The sequence below is a fragment of the Microcoleus sp. S1D4 genome, assembly GCF_036700765.1.
Lineage (GTDB): Bacteria > Cyanobacteriota > Cyanobacteriia > Cyanobacteriales > Microcoleaceae > Microcoleus.
The window spans coordinates 1-15,547 of sequence record NZ_JAUBPP010000047.1 but is presented as its reverse complement, the minus strand read 5'-3'; the positions used below and the strand labels follow the sequence as shown (position 1 = coordinate 15,547).

Here is a 15,547-nt window from a genome sequence, read left to right as displayed (position 1 = left end):
GGCAGTTGGCAGTTGGCAGTTGGCAGTTGGCAGTTGGCAGTTGGCAGTTGGCAGTTGGCAGTTGGCAGTTGGCAGTTAACAGTTGGCAGTTGGCAGTTGGCAGTTGGCAGTTAACAGTCAACAGTCAACAGCTAACAATTCCCTAATGACTAATGACTAATGACTAATGACTACTGACTAATGACTACTGACTAATTAAATTTTTAGATGCCGGTGCCGTCGAAAAATTCTTGAATTGCTTTATCTTTTAACTGACAAGCGGCGGCAACTTCGGTTTTTTCAGCTAGGGCTACATTGCTGGTTTTGTTTGAAGTTTGAAATGCTGAATGGGAATTGGGAACAGAATTTAAGGAGACAGATTCTTGAGGAATCAAACTTTTTACTTGCTGTTCGAGGGATTCGATGCGATCGAGCAAAGAGCGAATTACCACAGCTTCGGAATCTGGCAAACTGCCGTGTTCTAGGGGATTGACGCGCACTCCCGATCGATATACGATGCGGCCGGGAATCCCTACCACGGTGCAGTCTGAGGGTACATCGCGCAGGACTACGGAACCTGCGCCGATGCGAACGTTGTTGCCAATTAGCAGGTTTCCTAGTACCTTGGCCCCGGCACCGACAACTACGTTTTCGCCGACGGTAGGGTGACGCTTGCCACTTTCTTTGCCTGTGCCTCCTAGGGTGACACCTTGATAAATTAGGGCAAAATCGCCGATTATTGCTGTTTCGCCGATGACAACCCCCATACCGTGGTCGATGAAGACGCTTTTGCCGATCGTTGCACCAGGGTGAATTTCTATTCCTGTCAAAAACCGAGCAATGTGAGAAATCAAGCGGGGGATTAGGGGAAGTCCCAGTAAATAAAGCCAGTGTGCGAGGCGGTGCAGCACTAGGGCCTGAAGACCTGGGTAACAAAATAATACTTCCAGCCAGTTGCGAGCGGCTGGGTCGCGGTCGAAAATTATACTGAAGTCAGCTTTAAGGGTATGAAGCACTTTCGGAGTTCCCAATTTTGGTTAAACACGCCACTTTCAATTTTACAATTTTACTCGATCGGGGAAGTTAGATCGTGTTCGGTCGATTGTTACAACACTAACGGTTCGTAGCGCGGACTTAAGTCCGCAACTAATCTAGCGGACTTAAGTCCGCGCTACGAACCAATCTAATCGAACGGACATGATATTAGCCATCGGCCGATCGGGAGAAAAATTTTAGGATGTAGAATATTTTAGCGTGTCCATCCAACAGCGTGGCTGCGTTCTATTCCTGTAGTGAGATTGTATAGTTAGACTTGACTCCGGCTTCGAGAGTACCGACCCAAATTCTGTAAGATCCTGCTTGCCAGTCTGAATCAACTATGCTGGCATCTTTATTTTGACCTGTATCGTCTCCGCAGCGCAGGCTGTTACCGGGGCCTTGTACGACTAAGGTTGTGTCCTTCCCTCCGCTGTTGACTTGGATTGCGAGTTTGGAAAAGTTTTGCTGCAAGACTATGATGTGGTCGGGAGTAGGAGTGGCAAAACCCAAACATTTGTTTTTGTGGCGATCGGTGTTGGCAATGGCAGAGAGAGAGTACGATCCGCCTGTGGAACCTCTCAACATTGCTGTTGGGGAGTCAAAACCTCGCGATAAAGTTAAAGTGCCGAAGTTGGCTGTTTCTGCTAAAACTGGTAGGGCGGCGATCGCGCCGATCGCAGCTAAGAGCGCACTGTTTTTGAAATGGACTGGCCGATCGAACCACATGGCAATACTCCTGTGTCACAACTTAAAATTACAACTCAGAATTTACTCGTCTGAGTCCCCAGAATCGGAACTTGGAGAGGAAGAACAATTTTTGTTTAATTGAGTGAAAAACCTTCTGGCTGTTGTTCGTGATTACTATCATCGGAACCGTGACACGTGCGATCGCCCTCGATGGTGCCACTCCGAGTTCTGCCACACGCGATCGGCTCACATCCGAAATTATACGCTCTCAAGATGATCGATATGATAATTCTGGCTTTGCTGTTGACGATCGGTTCCCTCTTGACATGGCTTTTAATAATGTTACCTGTCGATATATTCGGCTGGCTGCACTTCCCTAATTGGCTGAGCCTGATCTTAATTGTGCTGGCTATTTCTTGGTGCTTGGACGATTAGTCAGCAGTCAGCAGTCAGCAGTCAGCAGTTGGCAGTAGTTGGCAGCAGTTGGCAGTAGTTGGCAGTAGTTAACGGTTAACAGTCAACAGTCAACAGTTAACAATGCCCTGTTTAGCCTGTTTGGCCAATTCCCAAGAACTAAGAACTAAGAACTAAGAACTAAGAACTGAGAACTAAGACGATCGCCCAGGTCTGATGCTGTATACTGCACAATTGACAATCAAGAATCTAAAATCTAGGATTTGACATCTACCTATAGAATAATGATGCAACGACAAATTTCTTCGCTCTCTGGATTTCGCTCTTCAGACAAAACTCTGGGGGAAACTCCTAAGAAACAGTCGCGTCCGATGCACCGGGCGATCGTATTAATGCTGCTGGCAACCGCTTTGCTGAGCCTGCACGCTAGTCGGCTAGTAGAATTGCAACTGGTACAAGGGAAGCAAAACCGGGAACGAGCCGAAAACAATCGCGTTCGCCTAGTGCCAATGCCGGCAAATCGCGGACATATAGTTGATCGCAAAGGCAAACTGCTAGCGGGAAACAATTTAGCTCGATCGGTCTATTTGTGGCCGAAAGAACAAACGCCGGAACAGTGGAAAGTAACAGCAGAAAATTTAAGTCCGCTGGTTAAAATCCCGGCCAAAGAAATTTTACAAAAAATAAAAGAGGTCGATCCTTTATCCTACAGACCGGTGCGGATCAAGCAAGCGATGCCGCCAGAAATTTTTGTGCCGCTAGCAGAACAGGTAGGACAAATACGCGGAGTGGAAGTGCGCCCAGAAGCAAACCGTTACTATCCCGAAGGCAGTTTGGCGGCTCACGTTCTCGGATATATTGGCGAAGCTACCGAAGTAGATTTGAAAGCTCACCCGGAATATCCGATGGGGATGATTGTCGGTCAGATGGGCATAGAAGCGAGTTCTAACAAGCAAATTGCGGGAGTTTGGGGCGATCGGCTGATCGAGGTAAATGCCCAAAATCAAGAATTGCGGCTGATGGGAGAAACACCCCCAAAACCGGGCGAGGCGGTGCAGCTAACGATCGACTTGTCCATGCAAAAAGCAGCGGAAACAGCCCTAGGAAACCGCCGGGGAGCAGTCGTCGCCGTGGATGTCAAAACCGGCGCGGTATTAGTTCTCGCCAGCCACCCGACTTTTGACCCCAATCTGTTTACGCGAAAAATCAGTAAGGATGACTGGGCAACTCTTCAAGACCAGGAAGATCCATTTTTGAATCGGGCGATGCAGGGCTACCCCCCTGGCAGCACTTTTAAAATTGTGACTTCTGTCGCCGGTATCGAGTCAGGCAAGTTTTCCCCAGACTCTATTTTGGGTACTTCGTCTTACATTACGGTGGGGGGAATTAATTTTAACGAACACAGCGGGGGTTACGGCTACATCGGCTTTCGGGAGGCTTTGGCTTTCAGCAGCAATACGTTTTTTTACCAAGTGGGGATGAGTACCGGGCCCGAGGAAATTTCTAAGTGGGGACACCGCTTGGGAATTGGCAAGGATACGGATTTGAATCTTTTGGGGCTAAGCGGCGGCAGTCACGGTCAAATTCCGACACCCGAGGATAAGGAGAAAATCTATAAAGAACCCTGGTATGAGGGCGATACGGTAACGATGTCGATCGGTCAGGGGTTGGTGTTGGTGACTCCTTTGGAGGCGGCGGTAATGGTGAGTTCGATCGCTAACGGCGGCTATCGAGTCAAGCCCCATCTTTTGACATCTATGACTGGCACTCCAGAGACTCAACGGGTAAAGATCGGGCTCAAACCTTCGACAGTTCAGGTTGTTAAGGAAGGATTGATCGCGGTGGTTTCCGAGGGTACGGGACAGGCACTCAATGACGGTTCGATTCCGCTGACGGCGGGCAAAACAGGGACTTCGGAGGTCATCGGACAGAAGGATCACTCGCTGTATGTGGCATTCGGGCCTGCTGAAAAGCCAGAAATTGCGATCGCCGTGGTTGTGGAAAATGGAGGTTTTGGTTCTGTTGCAGCGGCCCCGATCGCCAAAGATGTATTTCAAGCTTATTTTGGGCAACCGAAAAAAGTGAAGGAGTCAGTAGTTATTAGTCCTTAGTCATTAGTTATTAGTCATTAGTTCTTGGGAATTGGCCAAACAGGGCATTGGCCAAACAGGGCATTGGGAATTGGGAATTGTTGACTGTTGACTGTTAACGGTTAACTACTGCCAACTGCCAACTAACAACTGCCAACTAACAACTGCCAACTGCCAACTGCCAACTGCCAACTGACTAATTTAGCCGCATAAATATTGTAGCTTCGCGAATTCCTGCGATTTCTCCCGTACTGGTGACGGTGATCGATCGCAAATGGTCAAATAACGGTCTCGCCGAAAGTTCAATTAACCTCAACAGCGGGATTTGTTTTTCCCAAATTGATCTGATCGAAGGCCAGTCTAAATAAAAATAGCCGTCGTTAGCTGGTGGTAGCGCTTCGATGCTGATTTGAAAGTCTTGATTAGCCACCAAAGAACCTGTTTCGGCTGCTTTTAGTGCTGCGTCCATTGCTTCTACTGAAGTGGTAAAAATTTCGTATTTACCGACAGTGGCTCGCACTCCTTTTGCCTCAGTTACGATCGCACTTTGCCTATTATTTTCCTTACCATGATTCGAGCTAGTTGTCAACTGCGTCCAAGCGGTAATTTTCTGGTTTCTGAGAGTGAAGCTGCCGATGCTGTATTCTTTGCTGCGGGCAATTTCATCGAGTTTTTCGATCGCCTGAAGGGCATCGGCAGATGTTTCGGTGACAAAAACCCAATCCGCACTGTTTGAGGAACTCGGAACCACTGCTAAAGCGTATTCTCCTTGTACCCACTCAAATATATCCTGCGGCAAATTGACACCCCAAACTTGCTGAATATCTCCCAGGGTGCGATCAACTAATTTTGAGACTTCTGCGTTAGCTGACACCGCCGATGACAAATCAGTCCAAAAATTCCTTAAGTCGGTGCTGGCGACGGCAAAAGGACTGGCTGAGGGAATATATTGCAAAGCCAGCACCGGTTCGGAGAGTGTGGGAGAAGCCGTGTTTTCTCGCGATGTCACTAAAGCAGTTTGAGCCAGCAATCCCCGTTGGTTGACTCCGACAGCAACTGCGAGGGAATTAGGGGAAACTGGGAGATTTTGCTCGGTTGCTGGCTCCGGTAGATTGACAAATGCTAAAGCTATTCTACCTTGATTTAACTGTTGGAAAGCTTTTTGATAGTTAGGACTATTACTGAGATTTAGGTTGGCTGCTTCCAAGTTGTTAATTGCATCTCGAAGTATATTCGGACTGTGGGAAAATAAAACAAAATTTAGGTTGTTTCCAGAAGCCGAACGACCGCGGATTGCCGCCGTCGCGAAACTTGATGGTAAAGTTGAATTCGGCAGAGAAAGCGGGTTGAAAGGCAAAATTGGAGCGGTTTTTTGCTTGGCTGTAGGTAATTTTTTGTAATTTAGTTGGACACCTTTATATAGTTCCGACTGCACTGTTTTATCCGCACGAGATTGTTTTTGCCAGTAGGATTTAAGAAATTGTTGGCTGCGATCGGCATTTTGGGAAGAAACAGCCAGCAAAAAACCGGTTTGTTCGCCCTTGCTGCGATCGCGATCGTCGAAATCGGGATTTGTGAGGGCGAGGGTAATTTCGTCACCGATCCAAGGTTGGATATCGCGACTGTAATCCAAGTCAGTATTGGCGAGGAGGCTTTTTTTGATTTGCTCGAATTCTGCGTGTGCGAGGCTTCTTTCTTTGGGAGTGACAAAAACTTGTCGCAATGCTTCGAGGCGATCGGGATTTACCAGCATTGAAACCAACAAAGGTACTTCTTTCGAGACAAACACAGCTGCAGCCGGAGTAGTTGTCGGCCCGCCCGCGAGCAAATTTAGGGGAGTTTGAGTTGACAGCCAGTAAAAACCGCCTGCACCCAAGCCTAAGAGTGCTAAAACACCAGCAATGAGGAAAGAAAAGAACGATCGCAGCTTCATAACAACAAGGACTAATGACCACAGTCTACTATTAACTAGAGTAGCGCATCACCGTAGCGGTCGGCAGATACTTTTTATGCGGTTCGCAAAAAAAAAGATAAACTAAAATACACTAAAGCTCTAAAACCCAAGTAAAATGCTAACAATATCAACGCCCCCCGAACAGCGAGTTTTACTGCCAAATATCAGTTGGAAGTTATATGAAAGCCTGCTAGCAGAACTAGGTAACAAACGTTCCACCAGAATTGCTTATCATCAAGGTCAATTAGAAATTATGGTGCCACTACCGGAACATGAAAATCGCAACAGGCTGATCGATCGGTTAATTGTAACTCTCATAGAAGAACTAAATCTGGAGTACAACCCCTTTGGTTCGATGACTATTAAGAAACGCAAAAAAGCAGCCGGAAAAGAACCAGATTCATGCTATTATATTCAGAACGAAGCACTGGTCAGAGGCAGAACCGAATTAGACTTTGCGCGAGATCCTGCGCCCGATTTAGCACTGGAAATTGATATTACCAGCAGTTCCTTAAATCAATTCGATTTATATGCAGATTTAGGCGTACCAGAAATTTGGCTGTATGACGGACGAAGCGTCAAGTTTTATCAATTGCAAAATGGCGAATATACCGAGTGCAATTTTTCCAGGGCTTTCCCCATGCTACCGACTGCAAAAGTTGACGAATTTATCGATCGCACTCAAACAGCAGGCGCAACCGCAGCAGTGCGAGAATTCCGAGAATGGGTAAAAAATCTGTAATTTTGCAGTCTACCACGGCAAACCTCGCGCATCGGAAAAATCAGCATCAAGAACCGCCCCCGCATCGAATATAGCACCAGTCAAATCAGCTTTTCTAAACGACGTTACCGACAATTGTTCTATCTGTTCAACAGCAATAAAAAAGCCGATCGCAGTTAACCCCAAAATCACCCCCGAAACCAAAAACAAACCAATTCCCCTCAAAGTATCCCCGCCCCAAAATGTCACAATACCGCTAGCCCCGATCGCAGCAGCAGCCCCAGCCACAGCCCCCGCCACAATTCCCGCCTCGCCACGAGTCGCAGCAATCGCCGTCGCAGCCGTCCCCGCCACCGCCACAGCCCCCGCATCCGCCCCGCCAATCATTCCCATCACAGCCCCCGCCGCCGTCACTGTCACCGCAGTTACACCAGCCCTAGCAATCAACTTTTGTACCCGCAGGCGGCTTTGTCCGGTTCTGACACCCTGAAAATTTGCCCCCCTCAAAATCGCTCCGGTGAAATTGCAGCCTCGAATGTCGCTACCGCTGAAGTTCGCCCCAGACAAGTCAAGCCCTTTAAATGAACGGTTGCGTAAGTTTTGGTTGGCAAAATTCAGATTTTCAGTCATAAGTGAAGAGGTACGAACCGCGAAGACGCGAAGGACACGAAGGAAGAGGGAAGAGGGAATCTTCGACTAGGGTTTGAGGAATTAAGAACATCTTAACCGTTGGGCGGGGTTGTCATAGCAGAAAACAAGATATATGTCAATCATTATCGGATATTTGGTAAATTTTCAATTTTCCTGTATAATCGATCGCGTCCGTTGCGAGCTAATCGGAGTCACAAGCAACTGGTAGGATCTTTGAGATTAAGTTGACAAAAATGCAGCCTCCTCAATCTATGCTAGAACTTAAAATCTGAATGCTTTTATCAACAAAAAACTCCCCCTCCTAAAAATAAGCATTAACAGTCTTGGACTCATGGGCGATCGTAAACCGGGTTTTTTACCGAAAAAATGCCTTCCCACCTGCAGATTAAATCAAAAAACCGGTTTTTTCGATCTTGATGCCTAAGTTCTGATTTAAAGAATCCCTAATTGGGATGTAAAATCTACAAAACGATCGCAATTATTATGCCAAACCTCCCATTTTCTCCCGAACAAATTGCCGCCGAAAGACTCAAACCCGAAGAATACGAAGAAATTGTTCAGCGCCTCGGCCGCCATCCCAACAAAGCTGAATTGGGAATGTTCGGCGTGATGTGGAGCGAACACTGCTGCTACAAAAATTCGCGACCGCTATTAAAACAGTTTCCCACAGAGGGATCTCGCATTCTGGTCGGGCCTGGAGAAAATGCCGGTGTCGTAGACTTGGGAGACGGTTTGCAACTTGCCTTCAAAATAGAATCTCACAACCACCCGTCTGCAGTCGAACCATTCCAAGGCGCAGCAACAGGAGTAGGTGGCATTCTTCGCGATATCTTCACAATGGGTGCTCGCCCGATCGCACTTTTAAACTCCCTACGTTTCGGCAACTTAGATGATAGCAAAACTCAGAGATTATTCAAAGGCGTAGTATCGGGAATCAGTCATTACGGAAACTGCATCGGCGTACCCACAGTTGGCGGAGAAGTTTACTTCGATGAAGCCTATTCCGGCAACCCCTTAGTTAATGTCATGGCCTTGGGTTTAATGGAAACTCAAGAAATAGTTAAATCCGGCGCATCGGGAATCGGAAATCCCGTGCTTTACGTCGGTTCCACTACGGGCAGAGATGGCATGGGAGGAGCGAGTTTTGCCAGTGCAGAATTGACCGACAAATCAATGGACGATCGCCCCGCCGTTCAAGTAGGAGATCCGTTTTTAGAAAAATCCTTAATTGAAGCTTGTTTAGAAGCATTCAAAACCGGCGCAGTCGTCGCCGCCCAAGACATGGGTGCAGCCGGAATTACTTGCTCGACATCAGAAATGGCAGCCAAAGGCGGCGTCGGAATTGAATTTGATTTAGACAAAGTTCCGGTGCGAGAAAGCGGCATGGTTCCCTACGAATACCTGCTTTCGGAATCGCAAGAACGGATGTTGTTTGTGGCTCAAAAAGGACGGGAACAGGAATTAATCGAGATTTTTCACCGCTGGGGATTGCACGCCGTAGTCGCGGGGACAGTGATCGAAGAGCCGATCGTCCGAATTCTCTTTAAAGGCGAAATCGCGGCCGAAATTACCGCGACTGCTTTGGCAGACAACACGCCAATTTATCACCGCGAACTGTTGACAGAAGCGCCAGAATATGCTAGAAAAGCCTGGGAATGGACGGCGGATTTGTTGCCGGAATGCACCGCTCTTGGGATTGAAGTTAAGGGTGAGTTCCAAACTTGGAATCAGATTTTACTGACGCTGTTAGATACTCCCACCATCGCTTCTAAACGCTGGGTTTATCGCCAATACGACCATCAAGTTCAAAATAATACTGTGCTGTTACCCGGAGGCGGTGATGCTGCGGTTGTCAGGTTGCGTCCTCTAGAAACTTCCATTGTTAACGATAATTCCTCAAAGGTGGATGCTGTCTCCGAAGCTCAGGAAATTTTAGAAGCAGATGCAGCTATTCCCTTATTTTCAAAGGGACAAGGTAGAAAGATTGTCGAAGTTGCTGCACCTCTGGATTCGGAAGGACACGTAAAGGTTATTCCCGGAGTTGCTGCAACGGTTGACTGCAATTCTCGCTATGTTTATCTTGACCCCTACGAAGGTGCAAAAGCGGTAGTTGCAGAAGCGGCGAGAAATTTGAGTTGTGTTGGTGCTGAACCTTTGGCTGTTACGGATAATCTCAATTTTGGCAGTCCTGAAAAGCCTGTCGGATATTGGCAGTTAGCGTCAGCTTGTCGGGGAATTGCTGATGCTTGTCGCGAGTTGGGAACTCCTGTTACTGGCGGTAATGTTTCTCTTTACAATGAAACGGTTGATGCTCTGGGGAATCCTGTACCAATTTATCCGACTCCGGTCATCGGAATGGTGGGGTTGATTCCAGATTTGACGAAGATTTGCGGCCAAGCTTGGCAAAAAGAGGGAGATTTCATTTATCTGCTGGGAATTGGGAATGTATCCGAAAATTCTCAGGTGCAAACTTCGCCGACTTTGGGCGGTTCCGAATATTTGGCTACTGTTCACGGTACGATCGCGGGTAAGCCACCAGTTATAGATTTTGAGTTGGAAAGACGAGTGCAAAAAGCTTGTCGGGATGGCATTGGCAGCGGTTGGGTACGCTCTGCTCACGATTGTGCGGAGGGAGGAATCGCGATCGCCCTGGCTGAATGCTGCATTTCTGGTAAACTTGGTGCCAAAATCCACCTTTACCCAAATTCGCCGCAGTCTCAGCGTTGGGATGAATTGCTGTTTGGCGAAATGGGAAATTGTATTTTAGTGTCGATAAGTCCTGAAAATGAGGCGGCTTGGACATCCTACTTGCAGGATAATTTGGCCGGTAAGTGGCAGAAAATCGGCTTGGTTCGTAGTACCGAATCGTCTTTGCGGGTTTTTACTACCGACAAGGAGCCGTTAATTGAGGTTACGATCACAGAACTGGGCGATCGATACTACAATGCCATTGAACGCCGCATAGCTTCTGCCTGAAAGGTTGCACAAGCTGGAACGGATATTAGCCGCCTAACTTAATTAGTGGAGATAGCAAAATTTTAGACTCTAGTTGGGCTCCGGTGATTCCTCTGTTGGGGAGTAAACCTAAAATCTCAAATCTCAAGTGGAGAGAGTAAAATTTTAGACTCTAATCGGGCTCAGCTACTTCCTCTGTTGGGGAGTAAACCTAAAATCTAAAATCTAAAATCTAAAATCGAATGACAGATCCGTGGCAACATTAAGGGAGTGTTAAGTTATACGGCATCTTCCCCAACAAAACGCACCGGTGAAATTGCCCCGCTTACGTACCGTCCCCATTACATACAAGCCAACCCAATCTATGATTCCCAACCATTCCTTCGAGGCTGACGAGCATTCTAGCAAACCCGATAAGCCAGAGGAAGCTTGCGGCGTTTTCGGTATCTACGCACCGGGTGAAGATGTAGCCAAGTTGACCTACTTCGGTTTGTATGCTTTGCAGCACCGGGGTCAGGAATCTGCAGGAATTGCCACCTTTGAGGGTGAAACAGTTCATCTGCACAAGGATATGGGACTGGTTTCCCAAGTCTTCAACGAATCGAATTTAGGTCACTTGCCCGGTAACTTAGCCGTTGGACACACTCGCTACTCTACTACGGGTTCGTCGCGAGCGATCAACGCTCAACCTGTGGTAGTCGAAACCCGTTTGGGAAGTCTGGCTCTAGCACATAACGGGAATCTTGTCAATACTAAAGAATTGCGGGAAGAATTGCTGTCTCGCAACTGCGAGTTTGTCAGCTCGACGGATTCAGAGGCGATCGCAGTGGCGATCGGTTCGGAGGTAGACAAGGGTAAAGACTGGCTCGAAGCAGCGATCAGTGCCTTTGGTATGTGCCAAGGAGCCTTTAGTTTGACGATCGCCACCCCGATCGGGGTGATGGGAGTCCGCGACCCCCACGGCGTTCGCCCGCTGGTAATTGGCACTCTCCCCACAGCTCCGGTACGGTACGTTTTAGCGTCGGAAACTTGCGGCTTAGATATTATCGGTGCTGAATTTTTGCGGGATGTAGAACCGGGGGAATTAGTTTGGATTACAGAAGAAGGTATGGCTTCCTTCCACTGGAGCCAGCAGCAAAAGCGCAAACTTTGCATCTTTGAAATGATCTATTTTGCTCGACCTGACAGCATTATGGAAGGTGAAAATTTGTACAGCTACCGACTGCGGATCGGACGTATGTTGGCAGCAGAATCTCCCGTTGATGCTGATATAGTCATCGGCGTTCCCGATTCTGGAATCCCGGCGGCGATCGGCTTTTCTCAAGCTTCCGGCATTCCTTACGCCGAAGGATTAATTAAAAATCGCTACGTCGGGCGCACTTTTATTCAACCGACTCAGGCCATGCGGGAGTCAGGAATCCGCATGAAACTCAACCCTCTCAGAGATGTGTTGGACGGAAAGCGAGTAATCATTATCGACGATTCGATCGTGCGCGGCACTACTAGCCGCAAAATCGTCAAAGCCTTGCGGGATGCGGGCGCGACTGCAGTACACATGAGAGTTTCCTCGCCGCCGGTGACTCATCCTTGTTTCTACGGAATAGACACCGACAATCAAGATCAGTTGATTGCTGCTACCAAGTCAGTCGCAGAAATCGCCACTCTAATGGAGGTGGATTCCTTGGCTTTCTTGAGTAGAGAGGGAATGCTGAAGGCGACTAACGAAGATACGAAAAGTTTCTGTTCGGCCTGTTTCACCGGCGATTATCCGATCGACATTCCAGAAGTGGTAAAACGGTCTAAGCTGATCTTAGAAAAGGCTGCAACCTAGAAAAACTAAACGCTAGAAAGCGATCGCGCATCAGTCGATTTGAGATTGACTTATTCGCGCGTGCGGAATGCGAGTCCGCACGCGCGATCCAATCTGATCGAGTGTCAATCGACCGGATATGATATGACTTGCAGCGCAGTCAATCTAGGAGTTTGAACGAAAATCTAAAATGCTTGAATTCTCGAAAATTTTTGGGGGATTTCATCCATTTTTGAGTGGTCACTTTCAACAATTTATGAATTTTAAAAATTTTCTGAAAAGTCTTGCCAAGTGTGTGTAGAAATGTTAAATTAACTTAGCTATTGCAACTCTTGCAGAATTAGTGAATTGTAGCGAATTGCCAGTTGGGTAGAACTTGCGGGAAACCCAAGACTCGGATTTAAGGTTTGAGATTAAATAAAAAATCTAAAATCTAAAATCTAAAATCTAAAATCGCTCGGCCTTCCCTACACTATCGTTAACAATTCCTGCCGGAAGCGCTATAGGCCACCTGCGGACTGGAGGTACTGCCTCCAGAAGTGCGATATCAGATTAAAATCGCATTTCGTACTAACAACGAACACAGGAATTTTTTTTAGATAACAGGGTCGATCGCACTAAATTTTCCCACACAAGTATTTGACAAGCCAACTTGCTTGAGAATCGCGGGAGGGCTATTCATGCGAACTAAAGAACTTTAGAAACCCTTGCAGAGTAAAAAATATGGCTCCTTCCGAGCCCAAAGTGAAAGTTAAAAGGCGAAATGCGGTTTCTCAAGTCAGCTTAAATCGGAAACTTCGTGCAATCAAATACTCTTCTCAATCCGCCGAGCGATAAAAGCTCATCCTCCCGTACAAAAGAGTTACCTTTTACTCTTCAAGATGTTAAAGCAGCCATTCCAGCCCATTGTTTTGAACCCTCGACAGGGAAATCTCTAGCTTATTTCTTTTTAGATATTGGCATCATCGCAGGTTTATACGCGATCGCCTACAGCCTCGATTCATGGTGGTTTTATCCAATCTTTTGGTTGATGCAGGGAACCATGTTTTGGGCGTTGTTTGTAGTAGGCCACGACTGCGGGCACGGTTCATTTTCTAAGAAAAAATGGCTGAATAACCTGATCGGACACCTCTCCCACGCTCCAATTCTCGTACCCTTCCACGGTTGGCGGATCAGCCACAGAACCCACCACGCGAATACAGGCAGCTTGGATAACGATGAAAGCTGGTATCCAGTGTCGGAAAGCAAATACAATCAAATGCCCTGGTATGAGAAGCTGGGACGCTTTTATTTGATGTTATTTGCCTATCCAATTTATCTGTTTCGTCGATCGCCCGATCGGGTAGGTTCTCACTTCATGCCTGGTAGCCCGATTTTCCGTCCTTCCGAAAAATGGGATGTGTTGACGAGTTCCGCATCCTTAGTATTGATGGTAGGCTTTTTAGGCGCATTAACCTACCAATTTGGTTGGTTGTTTTTACTCAAGTTCTACCTGGTTCCCTACGTAATCTTTGTAATGTGGCTGGATTTGGTAACATTCCTGCACCACACAGAAGCCGATATTCCTTGGTATCGCGGAGATGACTGGTTTTTCTTGAAAGGTGCGCTATCTACGATCGATCGCGATTACGGATTCATCAACTCCATCCATCACGACATCGGCACCCACGTCGCCCACCACATTTTCTCGACAATGCCGCACTATCACTTGAAGGAAGCAACCGAAGCCATCAAGCCATTGTTGGGCGATTATTATCGCAAGTCAACCGATCCAATTTGGAAGAGTTTTATTCGCTCTTACTGGGATTGTCACTTTGTCTCCGATACAGGTTCTGGGGTTTACTACGAATCGCCTAACACTCGGCCATCGTCCGAAGTTAAGTAGCTTCAACTAGACAATAAAATACCCCAAGGACTCACTCTGGGGCGATCGGAAACCGGGTTTTTTTGACAATAATTCTTCGCACTAACCTGTAGATTAACTGAAAAACCCGGTGTATGGGCCCTCGCGTGGATCAGCCCAGACGTAAAAACCAGACTTCTTAAAAGAAACCTGGTTTTTTCATTTTTTGTGCTCGTTATATCAAGTCCGATCGATTACCATAACAAACACGGCACGCGCGATCCAATTTATTGCTATCAATCGATCGGACACACCGTACAAACTGCCGTCTTCCTATTAGATCGAATATTTAAGCAATAAGTCTATTCTGCAAAAAACGATCGAACGTTGCGCGATCGGGCATAGCAGCTTGAGCGCCCGCTTTCGTTGCACACAGAGCGCCCGCTGCTGCGCCCCACACCACTGCTTCACGGAGCGATCGACCGCCATCTAAAGCACAGGCCAATCCGCCATTAAAAGCATCGCCAGCGGCCACAGTGTCGATCGCCTCCACAGCAAAAGCCGGCACAAAAAAGCTCTCATCTGCTGTCACCGCCACCACCCCGCGATCGCCCAATTTGACAATAACATTTTCGACACCGCGTTCCTGCAACTGTTTGGCCGCTGCCATCGCCGTTTCCGTGTCATTCACCGCAAAACCGACTAACTGGCCAGCTTCCACTTCATTCGGCGTGATAATGTCAATTAGCGGATAAAGTTCGATCGGCAAATCCCCCACAGCCGGCGCAGGATCGAGAATCACTCGCACCCCCGCTTCCCGGCCAACTCTAGCAGCTTTTCGGACAACTTCCAGGGGAATTTCTAACTGTAATAGCAGCGATGTAGATTGGGGCAACAGTTTTTTCAGACATTCTATATCTGCTGCACCAACATTGTTATTCGCCCCCGGAATCACAATAATATTATTTTGACCGCTATCATCTACAGCGATAATTGCCACACCCGAATGAGTGGTTTGATCTATCAATACATTCTCTGTATTTACACCATAAGATTGTAAATTAGTCAATAATTCTTCAGCAAATTTATCATTGCCGACGCGGCCGACGATGTGGGTAAAAGTTCCAAGACGCGCGGCGGCGACAGCTTGATTTGCTCCTTTGCCGCCGCCAGCCGTCAAAAAATTGCTACCGATAATAGTTTCCCCCGGCTGCGGTAAACGGGGAGTTTTTGCTGCTAGGTCAATATTGATACTGCCGAATACGATTATGGTCATTGGTTATTGGTTATTGGTTATTGGTTATTGGTTATTGGTTATTGGTTATTGGTTATTGGTTATTGGTTATTGGTTATTGGTTATTGGTTATTGGTTATTGGTTATTGGTTATTGGTTATTGGTTATTGG

At 47.3% G+C, this 15,547-nt stretch carries 12 protein-coding genes; 7 read left to right on the top strand and 5 right to left on the bottom strand.

Going from position 1 to position 15,547, the window contains the following annotated elements:
* Positions 1 to 203 precede the first annotated feature (203 nt).
* Together cysE and QT998_RS26855 are read right to left on the bottom strand one after the other, a co-directional pair.
* A complete protein-coding gene (gene cysE, locus QT998_RS26860) occupies positions 204 to 995 on the bottom strand; it encodes a serine O-acetyltransferase (protein WP_194012588.1) in 792 nt (263 codons plus the stop codon).
* 265 nt (positions 996 to 1,260) lie between these two features.
* A complete protein-coding gene (locus QT998_RS26855) occupies positions 1,261 to 1,527 on the bottom strand; it encodes a hypothetical protein (RefSeq protein WP_228042690.1) in 267 nt (88 codons plus the stop codon).
* On the opposite strand from QT998_RS26855, the gene QT998_RS26850 reads away from it, so the two are divergent.
* The 3 genes from QT998_RS26850 (at position 1,514) to mrdA (ending at position 4,229) form a co-directional block, all read left to right on the top strand.
* On the top strand, positions 1,514 to 1,846 hold the full coding sequence (locus tag QT998_RS26850; RefSeq protein WP_333092573.1) for a hypothetical protein: 333 nt from the start codon (positions 1,514 to 1,516) through the stop codon (positions 1,844 to 1,846). The two genes, QT998_RS26855 and QT998_RS26850, sit on opposite strands and share 14 nt — an antisense overlap.
* 68 nt (positions 1,847 to 1,914) lie before the next feature.
* Positions 1,915 to 2,139 (top strand): hypothetical protein, encoded by a 225-nt coding sequence (locus QT998_RS26845; RefSeq protein WP_333092572.1) that lies wholly within the window; start codon positions 1,915 to 1,917, stop codon positions 2,137 to 2,139.
* Between the two features lie 263 nt (positions 2,140 to 2,402).
* Positions 2,403 to 4,229 carry a penicillin-binding protein 2 gene (gene mrdA, locus QT998_RS26840; protein ID WP_333092571.1) on the top strand — a complete coding sequence of 609 codons (1,827 nt, stop codon included), beginning with the start codon at positions 2,403 to 2,405 and terminating at the stop codon, positions 4,227 to 4,229.
* Between the two features lie 175 nt (positions 4,230 to 4,404).
* Here mrdA and QT998_RS26835 read toward each other — a convergent pair whose 3' ends face one another.
* Positions 4,405 to 6,141, bottom strand: coding sequence for a DUF3352 domain-containing protein (locus tag QT998_RS26835; RefSeq protein WP_333092570.1), 1,737 nt, complete (start codon positions 6,139 to 6,141; stop codon positions 4,405 to 4,407).
* A 136-nt stretch (positions 6,142 to 6,277) separates the two neighbouring features.
* Here QT998_RS26835 and QT998_RS26830 point away from each other — a divergent pair, with 136 nt between their 5' ends.
* Complete coding sequence (locus QT998_RS26830; RefSeq protein ID WP_333092569.1) at positions 6,278 to 6,904, top strand: Uma2 family endonuclease; 627 nt, start codon at positions 6,278 to 6,280, stop codon at positions 6,902 to 6,904.
* Positions 6,905 to 6,913: 9 nt separating this feature from the next.
* On the opposite strand, the gene QT998_RS26825 is transcribed toward QT998_RS26830, so the two are convergent.
* The gene (locus QT998_RS26825; protein WP_333118850.1) at positions 6,914 to 7,513 is read right to left on the bottom strand and encodes a pentapeptide repeat-containing protein; all 600 of its coding nucleotides are present in this window, start codon (positions 7,511 to 7,513) and stop codon (positions 6,914 to 6,916) included.
* A gap of 504 nt (positions 7,514 to 8,017) precedes the next feature.
* Between QT998_RS26825 and purL the strand changes: the two genes are divergently transcribed.
* The 3 genes from purL (at position 8,018) to QT998_RS26810 (ending at position 14,184) form a co-directional block, all read left to right on the top strand.
* On the top strand, positions 8,018 to 10,510 hold the full coding sequence (gene purL, locus QT998_RS26820) for a phosphoribosylformylglycinamidine synthase subunit PurL (RefSeq protein ID WP_333118852.1): 2,493 nt from the start codon (positions 8,018 to 8,020) through the stop codon (positions 10,508 to 10,510).
* 343 nt (positions 10,511 to 10,853) lie between these two features.
* Positions 10,854 to 12,320 (top strand): amidophosphoribosyltransferase, encoded by a 1,467-nt coding sequence (purF, locus tag QT998_RS26815; protein ID WP_333092618.1) that lies wholly within the window; start codon positions 10,854 to 10,856, stop codon positions 12,318 to 12,320.
* 778 nt (positions 12,321 to 13,098) lie between these two features.
* Positions 13,099 to 14,184, top strand: a complete 1,086-nt coding sequence (locus QT998_RS26810) for a fatty acid desaturase (protein WP_333118854.1) — start codon at positions 13,099 to 13,101, stop codon at positions 14,182 to 14,184.
* Positions 14,185 to 14,491: 307 nt separating this feature from the next.
* Here QT998_RS26810 and rbsK read toward each other — a convergent pair whose 3' ends face one another.
* Positions 14,492 to 15,418 (bottom strand): ribokinase, encoded by a 927-nt coding sequence (gene rbsK, locus QT998_RS26805; RefSeq protein ID WP_333092617.1) that lies wholly within the window; start codon positions 15,416 to 15,418, stop codon positions 14,492 to 14,494.
* Between the last annotated feature and the right edge of the window lie 129 nt (positions 15,419 to 15,547).